Annotated in this window: 16 protein-coding genes; 10 read left to right on the forward strand and 6 right to left on the reverse strand. The window is 67.0% G+C overall.

What is annotated here, in order from left to right; translation table 11 throughout:
• Window positions 1-284: 284 nt before the first annotated feature.
• Complete coding sequence (locus ACFT5B_RS17925) at window positions 285-710, reverse strand: hypothetical protein (protein ID WP_386800538.1); 426 nt, start codon at window positions 708-710, stop codon at window positions 285-287.
• A 313-nt stretch (window positions 711-1,023) separates the two neighbouring features.
• Here ACFT5B_RS17925 and ACFT5B_RS17930 point away from each other — a divergent pair, with 313 nt between their 5' ends.
• Window positions 1,024-2,055 carry an NADPH:quinone reductase gene (locus ACFT5B_RS17930; RefSeq protein ID WP_386800539.1) on the forward strand — a complete coding sequence of 344 codons (1,032 nt, stop codon included), beginning with the start codon at window positions 1,024-1,026 and terminating at the stop codon, window positions 2,053-2,055.
• A gap of 304 nt (window positions 2,056-2,359) precedes the next feature.
• Window positions 2,360-2,983, forward strand: coding sequence for a hypothetical protein (locus ACFT5B_RS17935; RefSeq protein ID WP_386800540.1), 624 nt, complete (start codon window positions 2,360-2,362; stop codon window positions 2,981-2,983).
• Between the two features lie 91 nt (window positions 2,984-3,074).
• Here the strand turns inward: ACFT5B_RS17935 and ACFT5B_RS17940 are convergent, their stop codons facing one another.
• The 3 genes from ACFT5B_RS17940 to ACFT5B_RS17950 all read right to left on the reverse strand — a co-directional run bounded on the left by ACFT5B_RS17940 (window position 3,075) and on the right by ACFT5B_RS17950 (window position 5,810).
• Complete coding sequence (locus tag ACFT5B_RS17940) at window positions 3,075-3,557, reverse strand: hypothetical protein (RefSeq protein ID WP_386800541.1); 483 nt, start codon at window positions 3,555-3,557, stop codon at window positions 3,075-3,077.
• Between the two features lie 260 nt (window positions 3,558-3,817).
• Entirely contained in the window at window positions 3,818-4,516 is a 699-nt protein-coding gene (locus tag ACFT5B_RS17945; RefSeq protein ID WP_386800542.1) for a hypothetical protein, read from the reverse strand.
• The gene (locus ACFT5B_RS17950) at window positions 4,506-5,810 is read right to left on the reverse strand and encodes a hypothetical protein (RefSeq protein ID WP_386800543.1); all 1,305 of its coding nucleotides are present in this window, start codon (window positions 5,808-5,810) and stop codon (window positions 4,506-4,508) included. Before ACFT5B_RS17950 ends, ACFT5B_RS17945 begins: the two co-directional genes overlap by 11 nt.
• Window positions 5,811-6,032: 222 nt before the next feature.
• On the opposite strand from ACFT5B_RS17950, the gene ACFT5B_RS17955 reads away from it, so the two are divergent.
• From ACFT5B_RS17955 to ACFT5B_RS17970, 4 genes are all read left to right on the forward strand, one after another.
• Complete coding sequence (locus tag ACFT5B_RS17955; protein WP_386800544.1) at window positions 6,033-8,519, forward strand: DUF262 domain-containing protein; 2,487 nt, start codon at window positions 6,033-6,035, stop codon at window positions 8,517-8,519.
• 19 nt (window positions 8,520-8,538) lie between these two features.
• Window positions 8,539-8,997: an SNF2-related protein gene (locus ACFT5B_RS17960; protein ID WP_386800545.1), complete on the forward strand. Its 459-nt coding sequence runs from the start codon at window positions 8,539-8,541 to the stop codon at window positions 8,995-8,997.
• A 112-nt stretch (window positions 8,998-9,109) separates the two neighbouring features.
• Complete coding sequence (locus ACFT5B_RS17965; RefSeq protein WP_386800546.1) at window positions 9,110-9,391, forward strand: hypothetical protein; 282 nt, start codon at window positions 9,110-9,112, stop codon at window positions 9,389-9,391.
• A 229-nt stretch (window positions 9,392-9,620) separates the two neighbouring features.
• Window positions 9,621-9,866 (forward strand): hypothetical protein, encoded by a 246-nt coding sequence (locus ACFT5B_RS17970; RefSeq protein ID WP_386800547.1) that lies wholly within the window; start codon window positions 9,621-9,623, stop codon window positions 9,864-9,866.
• Window positions 9,867-9,974: 108 nt separating this feature from the next.
• On the opposite strand, the gene ACFT5B_RS17975 is transcribed toward ACFT5B_RS17970, so the two are convergent.
• Window positions 9,975-10,166 (reverse strand): hypothetical protein, encoded by a 192-nt coding sequence (locus ACFT5B_RS17975; protein ID WP_386800548.1) that lies wholly within the window; start codon window positions 10,164-10,166, stop codon window positions 9,975-9,977.
• A 6-nt stretch (window positions 10,167-10,172) separates the two neighbouring features.
• Window positions 10,173-10,550, reverse strand: a complete 378-nt coding sequence (locus ACFT5B_RS17980; RefSeq protein WP_386800549.1) for an HNH endonuclease — start codon at window positions 10,548-10,550, stop codon at window positions 10,173-10,175.
• A 924-nt stretch (window positions 10,551-11,474) separates the two neighbouring features.
• On the opposite strand from ACFT5B_RS17980, the gene ACFT5B_RS17985 reads away from it, so the two are divergent.
• The 4 genes from ACFT5B_RS17985 to ACFT5B_RS18000 all read left to right on the forward strand — a co-directional run bounded on the left by ACFT5B_RS17985 (window position 11,475) and on the right by ACFT5B_RS18000 (window position 19,926).
• On the forward strand, window positions 11,475-13,508 hold the full coding sequence (locus ACFT5B_RS17985) for a site-specific DNA-methyltransferase (RefSeq protein ID WP_386800550.1): 2,034 nt from the start codon (window positions 11,475-11,477) through the stop codon (window positions 13,506-13,508).
• 3 nt (window positions 13,509-13,511) lie between these two features.
• The gene (locus ACFT5B_RS17990) at window positions 13,512-16,133 is read left to right on the forward strand and encodes a DEAD/DEAH box helicase (protein ID WP_386800551.1); all 2,622 of its coding nucleotides are present in this window, start codon (window positions 13,512-13,514) and stop codon (window positions 16,131-16,133) included.
• 260 nt (window positions 16,134-16,393) lie between these two features.
• A complete protein-coding gene (locus ACFT5B_RS17995) occupies window positions 16,394-17,365 on the forward strand; it encodes a DUF1837 domain-containing protein (protein WP_386800552.1) in 972 nt (323 codons plus the stop codon).
• Complete coding sequence (locus ACFT5B_RS18000; protein ID WP_386800553.1) at window positions 17,362-19,926, forward strand: DEAD/DEAH box helicase; 2,565 nt, start codon at window positions 17,362-17,364, stop codon at window positions 19,924-19,926. The genes ACFT5B_RS17995 and ACFT5B_RS18000 overlap by 4 nt, the downstream gene beginning before the upstream one ends.
• The last annotated feature ends 399 nt before the right edge of the window (window positions 19,927-20,325 follow it).

Here is a 20,325-nt window from a genome sequence, read left to right on the forward strand (position 1 = left end):
ACTCCGCGACGTCCTGGTACTCCCGCCCACCCGACAGCACCAGCACCGGATCACCCGGCGTCGGATCCACGTCCAACCCCACCGGCGACCAATCGCTCGGACGCGACATCCCTACCCCCTGCTCGACGGACCCTGCCTACCGCTAGCCCGCCGAGCATAACCACAGGCCACAGCCACGCCCATGGGCAGTTCTCCCCATGGCCCAGGTGGTCGCTCGACGCGGACGACGAGGCCCACCGCCTCGCCGTCGCACGACTCGACACCTACGCGAAGGGAGACCGTGGTCAGACCTCCTCGGCGTGCTCGAACGGGACGGTGAGCAACCGGTCAGCACCCGGGACTGCGAGGTGGGAGCGGGCGTGTGCGACGCGTCGCACCGTCCCGACGGCGCCCGTCCAGCGTCCCGCTGTCGTCACGCGGACGCGGCTCCCGACCACGGCGAGCCGCCGACCCCGGTATGTCCACGTCAGCAGGAACCTGTCGTCGAACCGCGGGCTGCATCCGCTGCACGACCGGACGCCGGCGGGGCGCCGGTGACGCGTGAGTGCGTGACCCGCCGTGCAGGTCCCGATCCAGGCCGGCTCGACCGTCGGCGCCTCGGGGGCGACGGTCCGCTGGCCGCTCGACCCGATCCTCCGCGCGATGGTCCGCCAGATCGCGTCGTGGGCGTGCCGGCGTCCCGCGAGGGCGTGGGTGATCTCGTGCAGCATCGTCTCCGGAACTCGTCGGTCGCACTCTCCTCCGCCTACCTGCGCATGATCGGCGCTGAGCCATTGATTAACGGCCCCGGGACCGGTGGCGAACCACAGGTCCAAGATGGCGCTTACCGACGCGCTCGAGCTGACCAGGTGGTCGATGGAGACAGCCCGGGGGACGGCGTCGGGGGCGTGGGCTGCGTGTGGACGGGCCGCCGAGCGGTGGCGGTCTCGGGGCTGGCGGTCCTCCGGCGCGCCGGCCGCAGCCTGGGATCGGGGGAGGGGCACTGGCGAGCCGTCGCTGATCCCGCCGCGTAGCCTGCCTGACATGAGGGCGATCGTGTACTCGCAGACCGGTGAGCCGTCCGTCTTGCACCTCGTGGAGCGCGACGTTCCTGAGCCGGGCCCGGGCGAGGTGCGGGTGAAGGTCGTCGTGTCCGGGGTGAACCCGACCGACTGGAAGGCGCGGGCGGGGGACCGGCCCGGCCGCCCCGCCGCGTTCCCCGAGGTGGTCCCGAACCAGGACGGCGCGGGCGTCGTGGACGCCGTCGGAGACGGCGTGACCGGCCTCGAGGTCGGCGACCGGGTCTGGGTCCTGCTCGCCGCCCACGGCCGGCCGAGCGGCACCGCCCAGGAGTACACCGTGCAGCCGGCCGAGCGGGTCGTCCGCCTGCCGGAGGCCGCGAGCTTCGACGTCGGGGCCAGCCTCGGCGTCCCCGCCGTCACCGCGCACCGCGCGCTGACCGTCGCCGACGGCGGCCCCTCGCGGCTCGGCCCGGGCACGCTCAGCGGGCGCACCGTCCTGGTCGCCGGGGGCGCCGGCGCCGTCGGCCACGCGGCGATCCAGCTCGCCCGCTGGTCGGGTGCGCGGGTCGTCTCGACCGTGAGCGGCCCCCGCAAGGCCGCGCTGGCGACCGCGGCGGGCGCGCACCATGTCGTCAACTACCGCGAGGGCGACACCGCCGACGCGATCCGCTCGATCGCCCCCGACGGCGTCGACGTCGTCGTCGAGGTCTCGCCCGCGCGCAACGCCGGGCTCAACGCGAAGGTCGTGGCCAACCACGGCACCGTCGCCGTGTACGCGACGGACGGGGGCGGCGAGCTCACCCTCGACGTCCGGACCCACTTCGCGCTCAACGTCCGGTACCAGTTCCTGCTGCTCTACACCGTCGGCGCGGAGGCGATCGCCGCGGCGGCCGAGGACATCACCCGCGCGCTCGAGGACGGGGAGCTCGGCGTCGGCGAGGAGTCCGGGCTCCCGATCACCCGCTTCCCGCTCGAGCGTGCCGCCGACGCGCACGCCGCGGTCGAGGCCGGCACCGTGGGCAAGGTGCTGGTCGACGTGAACGCCTCACCGTGACGCGAGGCCCCGGCGGGTCCTGCACTGCTCTTGAGGGGGAAGGCCGATAGCACTGCGCGGGCAGGACGCGCGCACGGGTTCCTTGAGTGCATCGACGCGCGCCGCTTGTGGCTTCAGGCCCTGTGGGTCTTCACACTGCCTCTGACAGGTTCGGATCTTCGGCGCAGACAGCGTGGCGGGTCGGGACCTTGTTCGCGACGGGACAAGGCACGGTTGTCGGCGTTCGATGACGAGATCCAATGGCGGATGGTCGCGCGGCCGGTAACCGCGGAGCCGGGCAGGATGAGTACCGAAAGAAGCCAACGTGCAGGGGGAGACGATGACTCAAGGGCACAAGGCCCGGCGCCACACGCCGTCGGCGGTCGCGTTCGTCGGGGTGGTGGCGGTGCTGGCGCTCGGTGGGTGCAACTCGCCCGACGGTGGCTCGAAGGACTCGCCGTCCGCGGCTGCACCGCACCCGGCATCGACGATGACTGGCCCAACTGCTCCGAGCTCTCAACCGAGCAGGACGAGGACGCAGCCGGCGGCAGTCGATCGATCGGCGGCATCCATCGCCAAAGCGATGAACGGCGAGCTCAGTTCCGTCACGAAGACGATCGACCTGACCGAGGACACGGACGGCAACAACCTGCTCGGCCGGCCGCACCAGTACACATCGGCGACGGTCCTCGTCGACAAGAACCTGTCGTGCGATCAGAGCGACCCCGGGGTGGACTGCGGCGCGACCATCGAGGTCTTCGCCGCCGAGCCGGACGCGAAGGCGCGGGTTGCGTACATCGACTCGATCATCTCCGGCAGCAGCTTGTTTACCGAGTACGACACGAGGGATGGCAAGGCTTTGCTGCGAGTCTCCGGCGACATCAAGCCCTCGCTCGCGAACGAGTACAAGGCCGCCTTCGTTCGGGTGATGAGCGGTCAGGGGGCCTGACGCAGCCTGTTCCCGGCCATGTGGAAGGTCGGTCCGCCGGCGCGAACGTCCGCGTCGGCGGAGTCGCTCGTATGCCTGAGCGGACCGGGAATCAGGACGCGCTTCTGAAGCCGACGAGTGTCACGCCGACGAGGTCGAGCCGGATGCCTGAGGCGGTGCGCAGCGCGTTGAGCTGGGCGCTGACCTTGGTGAACGTGGCGTTGCTCTTGTAACGCTCAGGCAGGACGATCACAAGCCAGTCGACGTCGCGGTGGGCGGCTGCCGCGAGGACCGACTCCAGTGCCGCGTTGTTCGTGTGTGCGCGGCCGCCGTGGACGGCCAGGGCGACCCGGCGCTCGGTCGCGACGACCCTTAGCGCAGACGGCGCGAACGTCGAGGCGGCGGTCGACCTGAACCCCAGCCTGTCCATTGTCGGCTGAAGCACGTCGAAGAGATCCTTCGTGCCGATCCCGCCGCTCGCGTCGACGGTCGCCGACAGCGCGTTTACCTGAAGCGAGATCGTGTGCACGACATCACGGACCGCCAACGACGGCGCAGCTACGGTCGGCGTGAAGGGCACGTTCTCGATCGGCATGGCCGTAGCTTGCCAGCTTCGGCCACGACGAGGGACCGGACGGTGCCGGCAGCACCGAGGTCCGGCCGAGCGGGTACACCATGTCGACGTCATTGGTGGGCCGGATCGCGTCGAGTCCACGACGGACCTCGTGCAGCTGCGTCATCAAGCCCCCGACGAGCGTCCAGCTCGTGTGGGGGAGGACAGCAGCGATCTCGGCCACGTTCGGCCAGGGCGGACCCCAACCGCCCGGGGGCTCCTCGACGGTGATCGTCGGCCGGTCAGCCACGGAGTCGCTCCAACGCAGCCGCGAGACCGTCAAGCCCGGCACGGCGCTCGCGGACGTCGAGCGACTCGGCCAGGTCGAGCGCGGCCAGCACGGCGCCGGTGTCCGCGAGCTCCCGCACCGTGTCGATCGGGAAGGTCGTGGAGCGCAAGGTGATCCGACCCGTCTCGTCGGGGGCGAGTGCGAAGTCCGTGACGAGGCGAGAGAGGTGGTCGGCGCTGACGTAGCCGTCCACGCTCTCGGTCGCGGCGAGACCCAGCGTGGCGGCCGCTCGGCTCGTGTCGACGACCTCCTTTCGCAGTCGTGCGAGGGCCGCCGAGTGCCCGGCATACCGCGAGACCTCGGCACGATCGCGAGCGTGCCGCACCAGCTCCGCGGCGGTGAGAGTGCGAAGCCGCTTCTTCAACCGAGACCGTTGCGACGGCCCCAGCCACAACGGCGTCACTCCCGACAGGATGGCGACGGCACCCCACGCGGTCGGCTCGGACCAGGCTCGCTGGCGTGCGGTTCCGTGCGCTGCGAGGAAGCGGTCCACCGATTGGCCATCGATGACCCCGTGCGCGGGCGAGGCGAGCTTCCCCTGCGCGACCAGGTGCTGGACTTGGCGCGTGGTGACCTCGAGGCGCCTTGCTGCGTCGTGGGTAGCGAGAAGGGGCATGACAAACAGTTTCGCTTTCGCGAACCTATCGGTCAAGCGGTGCCGTGGGGCCCGGGGGTAGGGACTCATCGACAGGCTCTACGCCGGCGCCGATCTGCTTCGGCTCGTCCAATCCACGCGTCGCTCGTTCCGCGATGCCGCCGGCGACCTTCCCGGTCATACGACGGGCACGCCCCAGGGCTCCGCTGCCGAGACGCTTGGCCGCGTCGACGCTCTCGGTGCCGGTCTCCAGGACCTTGTCCTTCGTGTCAACGGCGGCTTCGAGCCAACGCCGCGCGTCCAGGGTGCGCTGGTCGTCCTCAATCCCGAGTCGGCCGCGGAAGTCGACGATCTGACTGGTGACCGCGTTGTTGGCTCGCACGACGCCGGGGGCGACCGACGGGTGGAGCAGCGCCCGCGCGTTGGCCAGGCCGGACGCCGCCGCGATGCGGTCCAGGAGCTCAGCCGTGTTCCGGGCGATGAGGTCCAGTCGCTGGTCGCGGGCTGCGCGGAGCCCGATCCGGTGCTCGTCGAGCTCCTCCGGGGACGCGTCGAGCACACGGTCGAGCTCGAGGACGGCCGTCGCATCCTGGAGCTTGAAGCAATGGGCGATGACAGCGAGCCACTCCTGGACGGTCGCCTCCGCCTGCTTGGACAGCTCGGCGACCCCCGCGAGCTTGGACTCCTTCTCCAGCTTGCCTGCGAGCGCGTCGAGCTGGCGCAGCGCGTATGCCTGCGTGCTGGCGAGGCTCGCCGCGTTGGCCTGGACCTTCGACCAGGTGACCTCGGAGACCCGGCCGACGTGGTCGCGGACCGTCATCGCCTCCTCGATCACGAGGTCCACACCGATCATGTTGGAGAGGACGGCGTCCTTCTGGGCGCGGAGGATGTCGTCGACCTTCTTGTCGATGACAGCGAGGTACTCGGTGATCTCGTCCATGGCCTGCTGCATGGAGAGCTGAGCCATCATCCCCGCAGCACCGGCCAGGGCCGCCGGGTTGCCCAGGATCTGCGTCGGTGTCGTCTTCACGATCTCGAGGATCTTCGACGTCTTTCCGTCGCTCGTGGCGATCGCACGGACGACGTCGGACGAGGAGCCCTTCATCATGTGCTGGAGCTTCATCGCCCGAGCCGACTCCTCGGTGAGCTTCACCCAGCGGCCCGTGTTCGCCGCGATCTCCGACCCAGCCTGAGCGACGCCGGCGGAGGTCCCGAGGACCGAGTGGAGCTTGGGCAGACCGAGGTCTCGCGAGGGGACGCCGGCAGAGCCGAGGAAACGGTCGACGGCCGCGCGGTCTCCGATCACGGCGACGCCGTCGCCGTCGCTGATCAGCTCGATCTCGTCGCTCATCGAGGCTCCTGGAACTTGGGTTTGTGCCGTGGTCGGCGTGAGCCTATCCCGCAGACGCCTACCCGCGGGAAGCCTTGTGCCTCCCGCCGTCCGGCGGGGCCCGTGACACGCGTTTGTGGGGTGAAACGACCTCGCAGATGTCGCGAGTGCGGGCTTTCCCTTCCCGTCGACGCTATCGTCTGAATGCCCCACTCGGGGCAATTGGCACGTGAGAAAGCGGGGGTGCCGGCAGTGGTACAGGCGAAGGAGACCAACCTCGAGGGCATCCTCGAAGGCAAGAAGCAGTACCAGGTTCCGCTGTACCAACGTGTTTACTCATGGGGCGAGAAGCAGCTGCGCCAGCTCTGGGACGACCTCGTCGAGATTGCCGAGGTGCGGCAGAGGGACCCGAACGCGACCCACTTCATCGGTTCTCTCGTGCTCGCAGCCAGCCCGGGTTACGGCCCTGTGGGCGTGCAGGCGTTTCTCGTGGTCGACGGGCAGCAGCGGCTCACGACCCTCACGCTCCTGCTGGCGGCGCTACGGGACCATCAGGCAGCGGTCGACGGCGGTCACCACCGCGACCGTCTGGACCAGCAGTTCCTGGTGAACAAGTGGGAGGCGGGGGAGCCAGCAAAGCTGGTACCGACGCAGGCGGACCGTGCGCCGTTCCTGGCCGTTATCCGCGGCAGCGCGGAAGCTGGCGGCAGCGATGCGATCGGCGCCGCGTACCGCTTCTTCCGGGTGCGTCTGGCGTCGCACGACGATCCAGACGACGTCGACGACGTGCGCCTCCTCGAGGAGGCCGTTCTCCGAGGCCTTGCCCTCGTCGCGGTGACAGCTCAGCCGGGCGACAACGCCCACCGCATCTTCGAGTCACTGAACAACACCGGGCTTCGGCTGACACAGGCCGACCTGCTCAAGAACTATCTCTTCATGCGCTTGGGCGAGCGCGCCGAGTCCGTCTACGACGCCGTCTGGCTCCCGCTGGAGAAGAAGCTCACGAGCGAGAACCTCGAGCTGCTCTTCTGGCTCGACCTGGTTCAGGACGACGAGCGGGTCAAGCAGGCGGACACGTACACGGGCCAGCAGCGCCGTCTGGATCAGATGACCGCCGACGAGATCGAAGAGGAAGTACGCCGGATCGCGGCGCTCGGCAACATCCTCGCGACGATCCTTGACCCGGACCGCGAGGACGACGCCGAGGTGCGCCGCCGTCTGCAGCGCATGCGCGCTTGGGGAACGACGACCGCGTACCCGTTGGTCATGCAGGTGATGCTGCGTCGGGCCGAGGGCACCGCGACCCGCGACGAGGCGATCAACGCATTGCTGTGCCTGGAGAGCTACTTCGTGCGCCGGATCGTCACCGGGCGGGCCACAAAAAGCCTCAACCGGACCCTCCTGCAGGGGGCCGGAGCGATCAAGTCCGCATCTCATGTCGATACCGCGCTCCGGACCTTCCTGTCCGTGGGGCGCAAGTACTTCGCGACGGACGCACAGGTTCGCGACGCCGTTCACACGGTCCAGTTCTACTGGCAGGGCCGTGCCGCTCAGAAGAAGCTCATTCTGTTCTGGCTCGAGGAGTCCTACGGCGCCAAGGAGCGAGTGAGCGAATCGGGTCTCACGATCGAGCACGTCCTGCCGCAGACCCTCACCGACGAGTGGAGCGCCGACTTCGCGTCGACGCTGGAGCCGGGCAATGACGTGCGCTACGAGTACGAGGCCGTCGTCCATACGCTCGGGAACCTGACGCTGACGGGCTACAACTCCGAGCTGAGCAACCGCCCCTTCAGCGAGAAGCGCGTGCTGCTCGGCGAGAGCGGCCTCAAGATGAACCGGCCGATCGCGGACCAGCAGGCATGGGGCGTCTCCGAGATCTACGCTCGCGCAACACAGCTCGCCGAACGAATCATCGAGTTGTGGCCCGGTCCCGACGAGACCGCGATCGAGACGCCGCGGATGGGTACCGAGGGCCTCTGGGAGGCCGTGGCGGGCATCGTCGCCGCGATCCCCGCGGGCAGCTGGACTTCGTACGGCGAAGTCGCGATCGTCGCCGGCACTCACCCCAACCCCCTGGGTCAGCGGCTCGCATCGCACCCGATTGAGAATGCGCACCGGGTCCTGCAGGTGTCCGGGCGCGTGTCGCCGAAGTTCGCGTGGATCGAACCTGACCGCACCGACGACCCGCGAGCCGTGCTCGAGAGGGAGGGCGTCCGGTTCGACGAGCACGGTCGCGCTGAGTCCGCCCAGTTCTTGCCTGCGCAGGAGCTCGCTTGCCTGGCAGGGTACGACGTCGCTACGGACCCGTTCGACCGGTTCGCCCAGCAGGTCGCCGACCTATGGGGAGGTGCGGTCGCCGACGCGGTCGGCTTCATCTCCGATCGCTGGGAGGCCGCCGGCGGCTGGTTCCAGCTGGGCCCGGGTTCGTCACCGACCCTCTACTTCATGGCCGGTCCCGACACGGCCAGTCACATCTGGCCGATCGCCATGTATCCCAGCGGGTACTGCGAGGTGGTCTTCCAGTACCTCAAGACCCGGCCACCGTTCGACGACCCGGAGCTGCGGCAGGAGCTGCGCTCGCGCCTCAACGAAGCGCCCGGCGTCGACCTCCCGGACCGCCCGCGACCGAGCATCCGCTTGGAGGCATTAGCGGATCCCGAGGTCCGCGACACTGTGGTGAAGGCGCTCGACTGGTTCGCAGACACGGTTCGGGACCGGGACTTCGAGTAGGGGGCGAGGCTGTCATGACGTGTCTCTGGGGCCAGACTGCCCCCTCGGCGACGAGATGGGCCTCGGCAAGACCATCCAGGCGCTCGCGGTCATGTCCGACCTCGTGGTGGTCGGCCAGACACCGTTCCTCGTTGTGTGCCCGGCGAGCTTGCGCGCGAACTGGGCGCGCGAGGTCGAGAGCCGGACCACGCTGACGGCCGACCGCCTCCACGGCGACGACCGCGAGGAGGCGATCAAGGCGTGGGCGGCGGACGGCGGCGTCGGGCTGACGACGTTCGAGACGCTCACGCATGTGCCGACGGACGGGTCGGTGGAGGAGGTGGGGCTCGTCGTCGTCGTCGACGAGGCGCACTACGTCAAGAACCCCCGCACCCGCCGTGCCAGGCCGTCGCGGCGTGGGCGGGGCTCGTGTGGCGAGTCCTGTTCCTCACCGGGACGCCGATGGACAACCGGCTCGAGGACTTCCTTGCGCTCGTGAAGGTGCTCCAGCCCGACCTCTGTGCGCAGCTTCCGCGGCACCTCGGGCTGCTCGGGCCGGACGCGTTCCGGCAGGTCGTCGCGCCCGTGTACCTGCGGCGAACCAGGTCGACGTGCTCGTCGAGCTGCCCGACGTCATCGCCACCGACGACTGGGTCGACCTCACCGAGGCCGACGACAAGGTGTACCGGGAGGCGCGGCGTCGGGGAACCTCATGGCGATGCGGCAGGCGGCGTGGGTCGCGGGTGCCGGCGGCCGTGCACGCGTGCGCGAAGCTCGACCGGTTGGCGGCGATCGTCGCCGAGGCGCGGGAGGAGGGGCGGAGCACGGTCGTGTCTCGTACTTCCGGGACGTGCTGGACACGATGGTCGCGGCGCTGCGCGCGCCGGGGGTGAGCGTGCACGGCCCGCTGACGGGGGACGTGCCGGTGGGGGACCGGATGGCGTTGGTGGACGCGTTCACCGCCAACGACGCCGGCGCGGTCCTCGTGGCTCAGGTCGCCGTGGGCGGGACGGGCTCAACCTGCAGGCGGCCAGCGTCTTGGTGCTGTGCGAGCCGCAGCTCACCCCCGCCGCGGAGGCGCAGGCTGTGGCGCGGTTGCACCGGATGGGGCAGGTACGGACCGTGCAAGCGCACCGGTTGCTCGCCGAGGACGGGGTCGACGAACGGATCGTCGAGCTGCTCGCCGGTAAGCGGGAGGTGTTCGACGACTACGTGCGGCGGTCGAGGGTGGCTGCTGCGGCCGTGAGCGCGGTGGACGTCACGGAGGCGGGGCTCGCGCGCGACGTCGTCGCGTGGGAGCAGGCGAGGCTCGGGTACGGGGCGGTGTGGAGTGGGCTGGGGGACGACGGGCGCGTCGGCGGCACATGATGAATCAGCACCGACGTGTTGATGGCTCTGCTCGTAGCCTTCAATATGGCGACGGCGTACTGAAGGATCCTGCCGCCGCGGCGTCGCGCGGCGGTTCAGGGCGAGGGCTCAGCCGCGGAGCGCGGTGAACGTCGCGAAGCGTTCGGCGAGCCTTTCCGGGCTCGGTCGGTCGTCGGGTCGGCGCGGCACGTTGATCGTCCGGCCGTGCATCTCCTGCAGCCCGTGCTTGAGCATGGGGCCGTCGATCTCCTCGAGCAGGTCGAGTCCGAACTCGACTCGATAGTCTGCGTCGATGCCCATCATGTTCTAGTCGCACGCGGCGTGGTGGATCTCGCACAGCGCGAGCCCATTGGTGACCGCCGGGATGCCGCGTTCATCGGAGTCGGCGACGATGTGCGCGGCGTCGAGCAGCGAGGCGTGCTTGAGCTGGCACACCGCGCACTGTGTCTCGTAGGCGAGCAGCACCCGGGTGCGGAAGACCGGCTGGTGCAGCCGCTGCTTTGCCAGACGCAGGGCGTACTCCTTCTGTGGCACGCTCAGGTGACCGGGGTCGGGGACGAACGTGAACGACTCGTCGAGCGCGATGAGGAACTGCCTGGCCTCCGGGTAGTCGTCGACGACGTACACGGGCACGACGGGCGTGTAGATGTTCGGGACTTCCTTGCGGAACAAGATCAGCGGCATCCCCGTCGACAACGCGTTGCGGAGCTTGCGGTTGTCGCCCGACTACGGGTCGCCGTCACGGTACGCGTAGTGGAGGAGGCCGTCGTCGGACTCCGTGTCGTCATGGGGTTCGTGCGGCGTCGAGACGATCGACAGGGTGGACCCGAAAACGGCAGGGTTCCGGATGCTGCGCGAGTAATCGATGATCGGGAGCTTCCGTCGAGCCGGAAGCCGAGGAGCTCCTCGCGGTGCAGGAAGCCGCCGTTCGCTTCCGAACGCTCCAGGACCCAGTCGATGATCCGACGACGCGCCGCTGCCTCGAGCATGGAGTCCATGGGCGTAGCTCGCCAGTCAGGGCCGGCCACGCGCAACCGCGGGGCCCGCCCGACGCGGGGACATGCGCGTCGTGCCCCGCGTCGAAATGGTCGCCTGCGCGGTGTCGTCCTGCCTCGGTTGCCCGATGACGAGGCGCCCTTCACCTCCCGTTGCGGCATCCGCTTCTCGCCCAGCTCCTCGATCAGGCCGGCTGCCTTCATCATGGCGTTGAGGCTGACGCCAGGCGGAACCTTGCCCTGTTCGTCGAGGTGGCCCTGGATGTAGTCGCCCATCTTCACGTCGGCGTCGACGCGCGAGAGGAGCAGGTGTAGCCACGGTCGCCAGTCTGGTGGCCGCAGAGCGACAGCGCTGCGCGGATTGATGGGCTTGGGAAGCCATGCCGGACCACATCGACTGCTCCGTCCGCGCGAGCGTCAGTGGCAGTTCGGTCTCGGTCGACAGGGTCGACAGCCTCCAGCCGGGTCTGTGACCGCCGGTTTCACCCGCCACGTGTACTTGCGGCGCCTGATCTGCGAAGTTGTGTCATCGCGCTCGGTAGGCTCGTCGCGGCTGAGGGTGTCCGGGCCGAGATGCCCGGCAAGATTGGTGCCGGATACGAGAGGGAGTCTTGTGAGCAACGAACTGCGTTCGCTCCTTGCCCGGGTCGAGGACAAGGATCCCGACACCGCCAAGGAGCTCCGTCGGCACATCGACGCGCTACAGAGCCGACGACAGTTCGGTCTGAACTTCGAGCGCCACATGCCGGAGTCCGTGGCCCTCACGGGACGTCCCCTCGCGGTCGGCGACAAGGTCCGCTTCCTGCCGCGGCGTGGCGAGAAGACCGTAGAGTCGGATGCGACGTGGCTCGTCACCGGCATCACGGGCCCCAAGAGCGCGCAGATCGCTCGACTGATCGACCCGAAAACCAAGGACGATACCGTCCGCGCAGTCGTTGACCTGGTGTTCATCGCCGACTTTCGAGACCCGATCTACCCGGGCCTGGTCTCCACGGGCACGGTCGAGCATGGCGGCGACAAGCCATTCCACACCGTGGTCAACGCCGAAAACTTCCACGCGCTCGAAGCGATGCTCTACACGCATCGCGGCGGCATCGACCTGATCTACATCGACCCGCCCTACAACACCGGCGGCAAGACGTCCTGGCTGTACAATGACAGTTTCGTCGACAACGACGACAGCTACCAGCACTCCAAGTGGCTAGCGTTTATGGACCGTCGCCTGCGCGTCGCGCGCGAGCTCCTCAAGCCGAGCGGCGCGATCATGGTCTCGATCGGCGACGACGAGCAGCACCGGCTGCGGATGCTCATGGACCAGGTTTTCGGCACAGACAACCAGGTCGCTCAGTTGGCCGTCGAGATGTCGACCACATCGGGCCCCAAGACGACGAACGCCCAGCAAGGCACGATCGTCAAGAACGTCGAGTACGTGCTGATCTACCGCAAGTCGCCGGCGTTCGACACTCAGGTTCGGCACACCCCGCTATACGACTCGGTGAAGGGCTGGGACAAGGACTACGGGCTGTGGCTGAACGACGACGGCACGATCACGAGCTTCTATGACGAGTTGGCTGCAGATCCTGCCGTTCAGGCCGACATCGTCGCTGCCCAGCTCGTCAGGAAGGACGGGACGTTTGTCGGTGCGCAGGCGATGGACCGCCTGCTGGCGTTCTCGGATGCTGCCAACGCCTTCATTGAGGCGAACCTCGACCACATCGCGAGGCGCGATACGCCGCCCGTGTCGGTGAAGGATGTCGATGCCCCGGTGCGCGGGTGGATCGAGGTCGAGGCCGACCACCGGACGTACTTCGTCACCAGGCTGAAGAGCGGCACGATCAATCAGGTCTACACGCTCCGCCGGAACTACCGCGTGCCTGACGAGAGCGGCGGCAAGCTCGGTCGGACCGTCATCCGTGGCGATCTCTGGCGAGGGTTCCACCAGGACATGGGCACCGTCTCCCGCGAGGGCGGCGTCGGCTTTTCGAACGGGAAGAAGCCGATCCGGCTCATCCGCCAACTCATCAAGTGGGCGAACAACTCTCCTGACGCGGTCATCCTCGACTTCTTCGGAGGGTCCGGCACCACGACCCACGCCGTGATGGCGATGAACGCCGAAGACAGCGGCCGGCGGCGGTCCATCCTCGTCACGAACAACGAGGTCAACAAGGATTCCGCGACGGCCATGCGGAAGAAGGGCCTGCGCCCAGGCGACACCGACTGGGAAGCTGCCGGTGTATGCGTCGCGGTCACCACCCCGCGTCTGGCGAACGCCGCGGCCGAGACCGGAGCGAACGTCGAGTACTTCACTCTCACCTACGAGAATCCCGCGCTCGTCGAGCTGGACATGGCCTTCGAGCGGATTGCGCCGCTGCTCTGGGTGCGCGCGGGGGCGGAGGGTCGTCGAATCGACAAACGCGCGGAAACGTTCGACGTCGCTGACACCTATGCCGTGCTCTTTGACGTAGATGCATCGAAGCCGTTCCTTGCCGCCGTCGAGAAGTCGGAGGGCCTGCGGATGGCCTACGTCGTGACCGACGACGAGACGCAGTACCAGGCCGTTGCCGGTCAGCTCCCCGAGGGCGTCGAGTCTGTTCGGCTGTACGAGTCCTACCTCCGCACGTTCCAGATCAACACCGGGAGGGCGTGACCGATGCGCTTCACTCTGAAGGACTACCAAACGAGGGCCGTCCGGGAGATCCTCACGACGCTCGGCTACGCACGCGAGGACTGGCACACGCGCCAGCGCCGGACAACGTTCGCGCTGTCCTCGACCACCGGTTCGGGCAAGACCGTCGTCGCCGCGACGGTCATCGAGGCATTGATGCACGGCAGCGACGAGTTCGACGTCGAGCCGGATCCGTCGGCGGTCGTGCTCTGGGTCTCCAAGGACCCTGCCCTCAACGCGCAGACCAAGAGCCGCTTCATCGAGTGCGCCGACCGCATCCCCGCCGGTGACCTGGTGCTGCTCGACAAGACCTACGGCGAGGAGTCGTTGCGGACGGGCACCGTCTACTTCATCAACCCAGACAAGCTTCGGGAAGGGGCCGACTTCGTCAAGCACACGGACGATCGCAAGGTCACCTTCTGGGAGATTGTCCAGAACACCGTCAAGGACCTGGACAAGACGCTCTACATGGTCCTCGACGAGGCCCACGAGGGCTTGAAGACGCCGACCAGCACTGAGCAGACACTGGTCCAGAAGATCATCAACGGCAACGGCGTCAACTCCGCCATGCCCGTAGTGTGGGGCATCTCGGCGACCGTCAAGCGGTTCGACGACGCGATGTCGAAGGCGTCGGCCTTCACCAAAGAGAAGAACGTCATCATTGACCCGAAGGACGTCCAGGATTCCGGGCTCCTGAAGAACGCCCTCGAGCTCGACATCCCCGACGAGGAAGGCGACTTCTCGACCGCGATGGTTCGGGATGCGACACTCGACTTTGTCGAGGTCTGCGGACTCTGGGACGAATACTGCGACGAGCAGGGCATCGACCGAGTGGTACCCCTGCTAGTGGTGCAGATCCCGAATAAGGCTGCCGGGGAGCGGGACACCGAGAAGGGTCGCAAGGAGGAGGACACCCTCATCCACCTCGTTCTCGAGACGGTTCGCAAGCACTGGCCGGACATGCCAGCTGACGGCGTCTCGCACGTGCTCGGCGACCGCGCCACCATCGAGGTCGGTTCCTACGTGATCCCGAAGGTCGCGCCGCAGGACGTCCAGCACGACCATCAGATCCGCGTGCTGCTCGCCAAGGACGCCGTCTCGACGGGCTGGGACTGCCCACGCGCCGAGGTCCTGGTGTCGCTGCGCCCCGGCAAGGACGACACGTACGTCACGCAACTGCTCGGCCGCATGGTGCGCACCCCGCTGGCGCAGCAGACGAGCGTAGAGCGCCTGAACGCCGCTTCGTGCTACCTCCCATACTTTGATGAGAAGACGGCGAAGGCCGTTGCTGAGGAGATCATGGGCCTGCGCGAGCCCCGCTCCGGCGAGCGCGGGGCGGCCGTCGCGAAGGTGATGCTCAAGCCCGTCACCCTCCGCCGGAACGCGGACGTTCCCCAGGAGGTCTTCGACCTCCTCGAGGGACTGCCGTCGTATGCCAAGCCGGCCGTGGCTCCGCGGCCGATCAAGCGCATCCTGAAGGCCGCTCAGGCCCTGGCTCAGGATGAGCTCGTGCCGGACGCCGACAAGACCGCGCACCAGACGATGTTCGACGTGCTCGACAGCATCGTCTCGGAGAACGAGGCCGCCATCGAGGAGCAGGCGAAGCTCATCATGACGGCCGACATTCGACGGATCCTCGTCGAGCGGGGGAAGGAAGCGGCCACCACCGCCACAACTACGCGAGAGGCTGACGCCGCGACCGTCGATGACGCGCTCCGGCACCTGCGCCGGCTCGTCACCACGTCGGTGGTGAACGGCTACCTGTCGCGCAACATGATGGCGGCGATCAACGAGGCCGTGGAACGTGGCGAGCTGCCGTCGACCGTCGACATCACGGCCATCCGCGCGCGGGTCGCGGCTCTGGGCCTCGCGGAACTCGACGTGCAGACCCCCGTCGAGGACGCTGCTGACGCGTTGACACAGATGTGGCTGACAACCAAGGCCAAGGCCATCGCGAAGTTGCCTGACTCCCGGCAGCCGACCTATGAGGCCATCCAGGACATGGCCCGGGAGCCCGAGACCGTCGGGATCGAGATCAAGACGGACGAGCGCGTCGACTCGGTTGACCTCGACCGCAAGCCGCTACCGACGGAGAAGAAGCACGTGCTCTCGACGGCGGACGGGGACTACCCGCTCGACCTGAAGATGGCGAGGAACCGGTGGGAGCGGTCGACGATCACGCAGGAGCAGAGCCTCGGCACTCTCGCGGGCTGGTACCGGAACCCGTCGGCGGCCGGGAAGAACTCGCTGCGCATCACGCACGAGACCTCGGACGGCTGGAAGTCTGTCCAGCCGGACTTCGTGTTCGTGCACGTCGATGGCTCAGGCGCTGGACTGAAGCCGTCGATCGTCGACCCGCACAGCGCGCACCAGGGCGACTCCGGGCCGAAGCTCAAGGCACTCGCCGAGTACGCCGACGCTCACGGCGACCTGTACGACCGGATCATCGTCGTCGGCGTCGAGAAGGACGGGGCGCTCTACGGGCTCGATCTGAAGAACCCGAAGGTCCGGCGTGCCGTCTACGAGTCCCCGGCGGATACGGACTCAATCAAGGCTCTCTACGACACGTACGGAACGAAGTACACGATCATCCGTGCTGACCTCTGAGCGACCGACGAGGCCCGTCGTCATACGCGGGCTTCTCTGGTCTAGAGCACAAGCGCCTCCTGTATGGGGCTGAGATTCGTGCCGACGTGTCGCCACACCGTTGCCCTGTCTACGGGGCAGTATCAGGACCTGACAGTTCTGACCCGGGGCGCTCCTGCATCGACCCTGAGCACGAGGTGGTTGACCATGAGCCTGCGAACGCCGTATAGCGCGGGGTCGCGCCTCCGGACGCCTGTGACGAGTCGGACGGCGGCACTCGTATGACTGTCGATGCCGCTCAGCCACCGGTTGACTCGGATGCGGGGACGTCTTTGATCGAAGCCGTCCAAGCGCTCGTGCGCGGCGACTGGGACGAGGTCGAGAGTTCGCTCGTCACCTACGGGGACCCAATCGCCGTCGAGGGGACGCAATCGACCGTGCGATGTCACTTTCTCCGGAGCGATCCCCTTGGGAACCCCCGTCTCAAGACCCTGGCACAGCAGCTCGCTCAGCAGATCATCTACTACTGCATCCCGCGAACGGAGATCGAGAAGGTTCGGGCTCTACCTTTTGATAGGCAGATACCCGAGACCACTCGGCTCGCGAACGATGCCGCACGTCTTTTCACCCAGACCCAGTTGAAGACAGGCGAAGGCGCAGAGCTGCTGCTGTACGCGCTTCTGGAGAAAGGTCTCCGAATACCGCAGGTTCTCAGCAAGATGTCGCTGAAGACGAGCACGGAGATGCAGTACCACGGAGCGGACGGCGTTCACGCGAAGCTCCTCGACAACGGCGACCTGGCGGTCTACTGGGGCGAGGCCAAGCTCTACGAGTCGGTCGCCCAGGCCATGACAGATTGCATGGACAGCATCGCGCCATATCTGACCGGAACCGCACATGAGCAAGACGTGTTCCTCATCAGACACTATGCCGATACAGGAAACGCGGAGGTGACTGCGCGCCTGCTGGAGTATTTCAACGACAACTCGGTCCTCTCGGCCAACGTCGAGATGCGAGGCGCCTGCCTGATCGGGTTCGTCCATGAAGACTACCCGAGTCTGCCCCGCGATGAAGCCGCGGTAAAGGAACAGGTCGATGCGGCGCTGGCCGCTTGGGTTAGGTCAACGAAGACGCGTCTGGAGAACCGCGCATTGACGAAGCACAACATCGAGGTCTTCTTCTTCCCCATGCCATCAGTCCAGGATTTTCGCCAAGCGGTCAAGGACGAACTCCGGATCGACGGGGCATCATGAGCGAGCTGTCCGACCGGGTGCGAGGCCTCAGCAGGTTCCGGGCCGGTCTTGAGGCGATCACCATGCACTCGGTCCAGGCAGACGTCCCGTTGGTCGACGATCCGGCGTCCGTCGCGGAGGAGCCCGACTGGAGCTTCCTCTTGATGTGTTCGAGCGCCCTCACCCCCGAGCAGGACGAAGCCGCGCAGGACGCCGTCCTGCGCGTCGCCCAAGGCTGTCTGCGTTCGGATGGAAGCACAGACGAGCAAAAGGCGGCAGCGATCCTGCTGCTCGACCGAGTTGGCAACCAGCCCGCGATTGATCTGGCGCGCGAACGTGACGCAAGCATCCTAACGTCCATCGAGACGACCTCATCGTCACTGATCCTCGATGCGCTAGGTCGGCGCGCCGAGCTGACGGTGACATTGCCAAGCGGCGTAATCTTCGACGTGAACCCGTTCCAGAAGGACTTCTGGGATCTCGCGTCCGTCAATGACTGGGTGAGTGTCTCGGCGCCGACCTCCGCCGGCAAGTCATACATCATCCGCGAGTGGATGTTCGCCCAGCTTCGCGGACCGCAACCGAAACGCCTCGTCTACATCGCTCCCACCCGAGCGCTTGTAGAGGAAGTCAGCGAGGTGTTCAGGTCCGAACTCGGCGACGACATCGGCGTGCACACGCTTCCCTGGGACCCAGAAATAACCGCATACGAGAAGCAGGTCTTCGTCCTGACACAAGAGCGACTGCACCTGCTGCAACAGAGACTGCCCAGCTTCTCGCCGTCGCTCATATTCGTCGACGAAGCCCAGAAGATCTCCGACGGCACTCGCGGAATCCTGCTCACGCAGGTACTCGACGAGGCACTCCACCGAGACCCCGGCGTTCGACTTGTTTTCGCGAGCCCTCTGTCTGCCAACCCAGAGGTGCTGCTCGACTCCGCATCTGCGCAGCCCCGGAGCGCGGCGCTCGTCGGGGAGACCGTCACGGTCAACCAGAACCTCGTCTTCGTCAACCAGGTCCGTCGGAAGCCGCGCCGCTATGAACTCTCCCTCGTCCACGACTCCGAGGAGCGACGAGTCGGCGAGATCGAGCTGCCGGTGGCACCAGACGGAGTTGGCCAGAAGGTCCCGCTGATAGCGGCACGGATCGGAGGCGACTCGACCGGGAACCTCGTCTACGCGAACGGAGCCGCCGAGGCGGAGAAGTTCGCGCGGACGATATTCAACGCGCTAGGCGAAGGACTGACCGTCGAGTCCGACGCCATCCAAGAGCTGATCGACTTTTCCGCGGGAGTCGTCCATGAGCGGTTCCAGCTAGCAGAGTTCGCGAAACGCGGAATAGCCTTCCACTATGGTGACATGCCACTCGTCTTGAAGGCGAAGGTCGAAGAACTTTTCAAGCGTGGCGAGCTGCATTATCTTGTCTGCACCTCGACTCTCCTTGAGGGAGTCAATCTGCCGTGCCGCAACCTGTTCCTTCGTGCTCCCCACAAGGGCCCGCGACTGCACATGCCGATGCCCGACTTCTGGAACCTGGCCGGACGTGCCGGACGGTGGGGCAAGGAGTTTCAGGGCAACATCTTCTGTATCGACACGTCCGACGTCCGGGCATGGCCAGAAAAACCCGGCCACCGCGAGCGGTCGCTCATCGTGCCAGCAGCGACGACAACGCTCTCAGACGTCTCCAGGATCGTGGACTACATCGACCAAGGCGCCCACAAATCGGGTCGGGAAACGCCTGCCGAGTTCGAGTCCGTATTCAACTGGCTGACCGGCCGCTTCATCTCGGACGGCCGACTGGCGGACCTCCACGGCGTCACATTGGCGCCGGATGGAGCCGGACAGATCGCCGCGGCGCTCGAACGTGTGACGCCTACCCTCCGACTGCGCCCCGATCTTGTGAAGAAGCACGCGGGGATCAGCCCGATGTCGATGCAGCGTCTCCTCGACGCAGTCCTGGCGCATGGCCACCCGGAAGACCTCGCTCTCGTCCCTCCGACCAGCGACGACGCCTTCGACGAGTACAAGACCGCTCTGGACTTCGTCGCTGAATACCTCGGCGGCTCCTTCGAGCCGGAGTCCCGGCGCCTGTCACTCGCACGTCTCATCGTCCACTGGATGCGCGGAGTCCCTCTCAGCATCATCATCGACAACCGGGCGAACTGGCGCCGAGACCAGGGTGAAGAAGTCTCATACCCGCGGCTGATCCGGCAAGTGATGGCCGATGTCGAGGACATCGCGCGCTTCGAGGCGCCGAGATATCTTTCCTGCTACGCCGACGTAGTGGCGCAGGCCGCCAGAGAACTTGGCCGGCGGATGGACGTTGACGCCGTCGACATCGAGATGATGCTTGAACTCGGCGTGCCCCGTCCTACGGATATGTCCTTCATCTCGGTCGGTCTCTCCCGGGCCACGACCCGCGCGATCTCCGGGTTCGTCTTGGAGCCGGCTCTCTCTCCCGCCGAGTGCTCTACGTGGATTGAGACCGTTGACCTGGAAGAGCTTGAGCTTCCTGCCTTCGCGGTCCGCGAGATCGTGGCGCAACGGCAGCTGCTGGCAGAGCGGCGTTGGCACGCGGGATAGTCCCAAGACCGTGCCTTTGTCGGCGGCTCAGGAGGTCGCTTGGAACGCTGAGAATTGAGTGGTGACACCCTGCTCACCTGAAGGGACCAGAAGAGGGACCAGATTCATGCCAGTTGTTCCGAGCCCCGCAAGCCGTCGTCCAGAGCGGGAGACGGAGCGTCTGGACACCCTTGACCAGGTCAACCACGTCCCCTCCCAAGAAGGCCCCTGCGCAGGCCGATTGACGCCCCAGCAGTCAGATCGCGCGCTGTTTTGTTGGCGCGAAGAGGTAGACCAAAAGGGGGCCCAAGCCCTGCAAGACATGCAATCCATGAAGATTAAACGGGTTCGAATGAGGCGCAAAAATAGCGTCTGAAACTGGGATTTCAGTATTGTGAGGGACCTAGGGTAAAGGGGCTC

It is taken from the genome of Luteimicrobium sp. NPDC057192, from assembly GCF_042670205.1.
In the GTDB taxonomy this organism is placed as follows: Bacteria; Actinomycetota; Actinomycetes; order Actinomycetales; family Cellulomonadaceae; genus Luteimicrobium.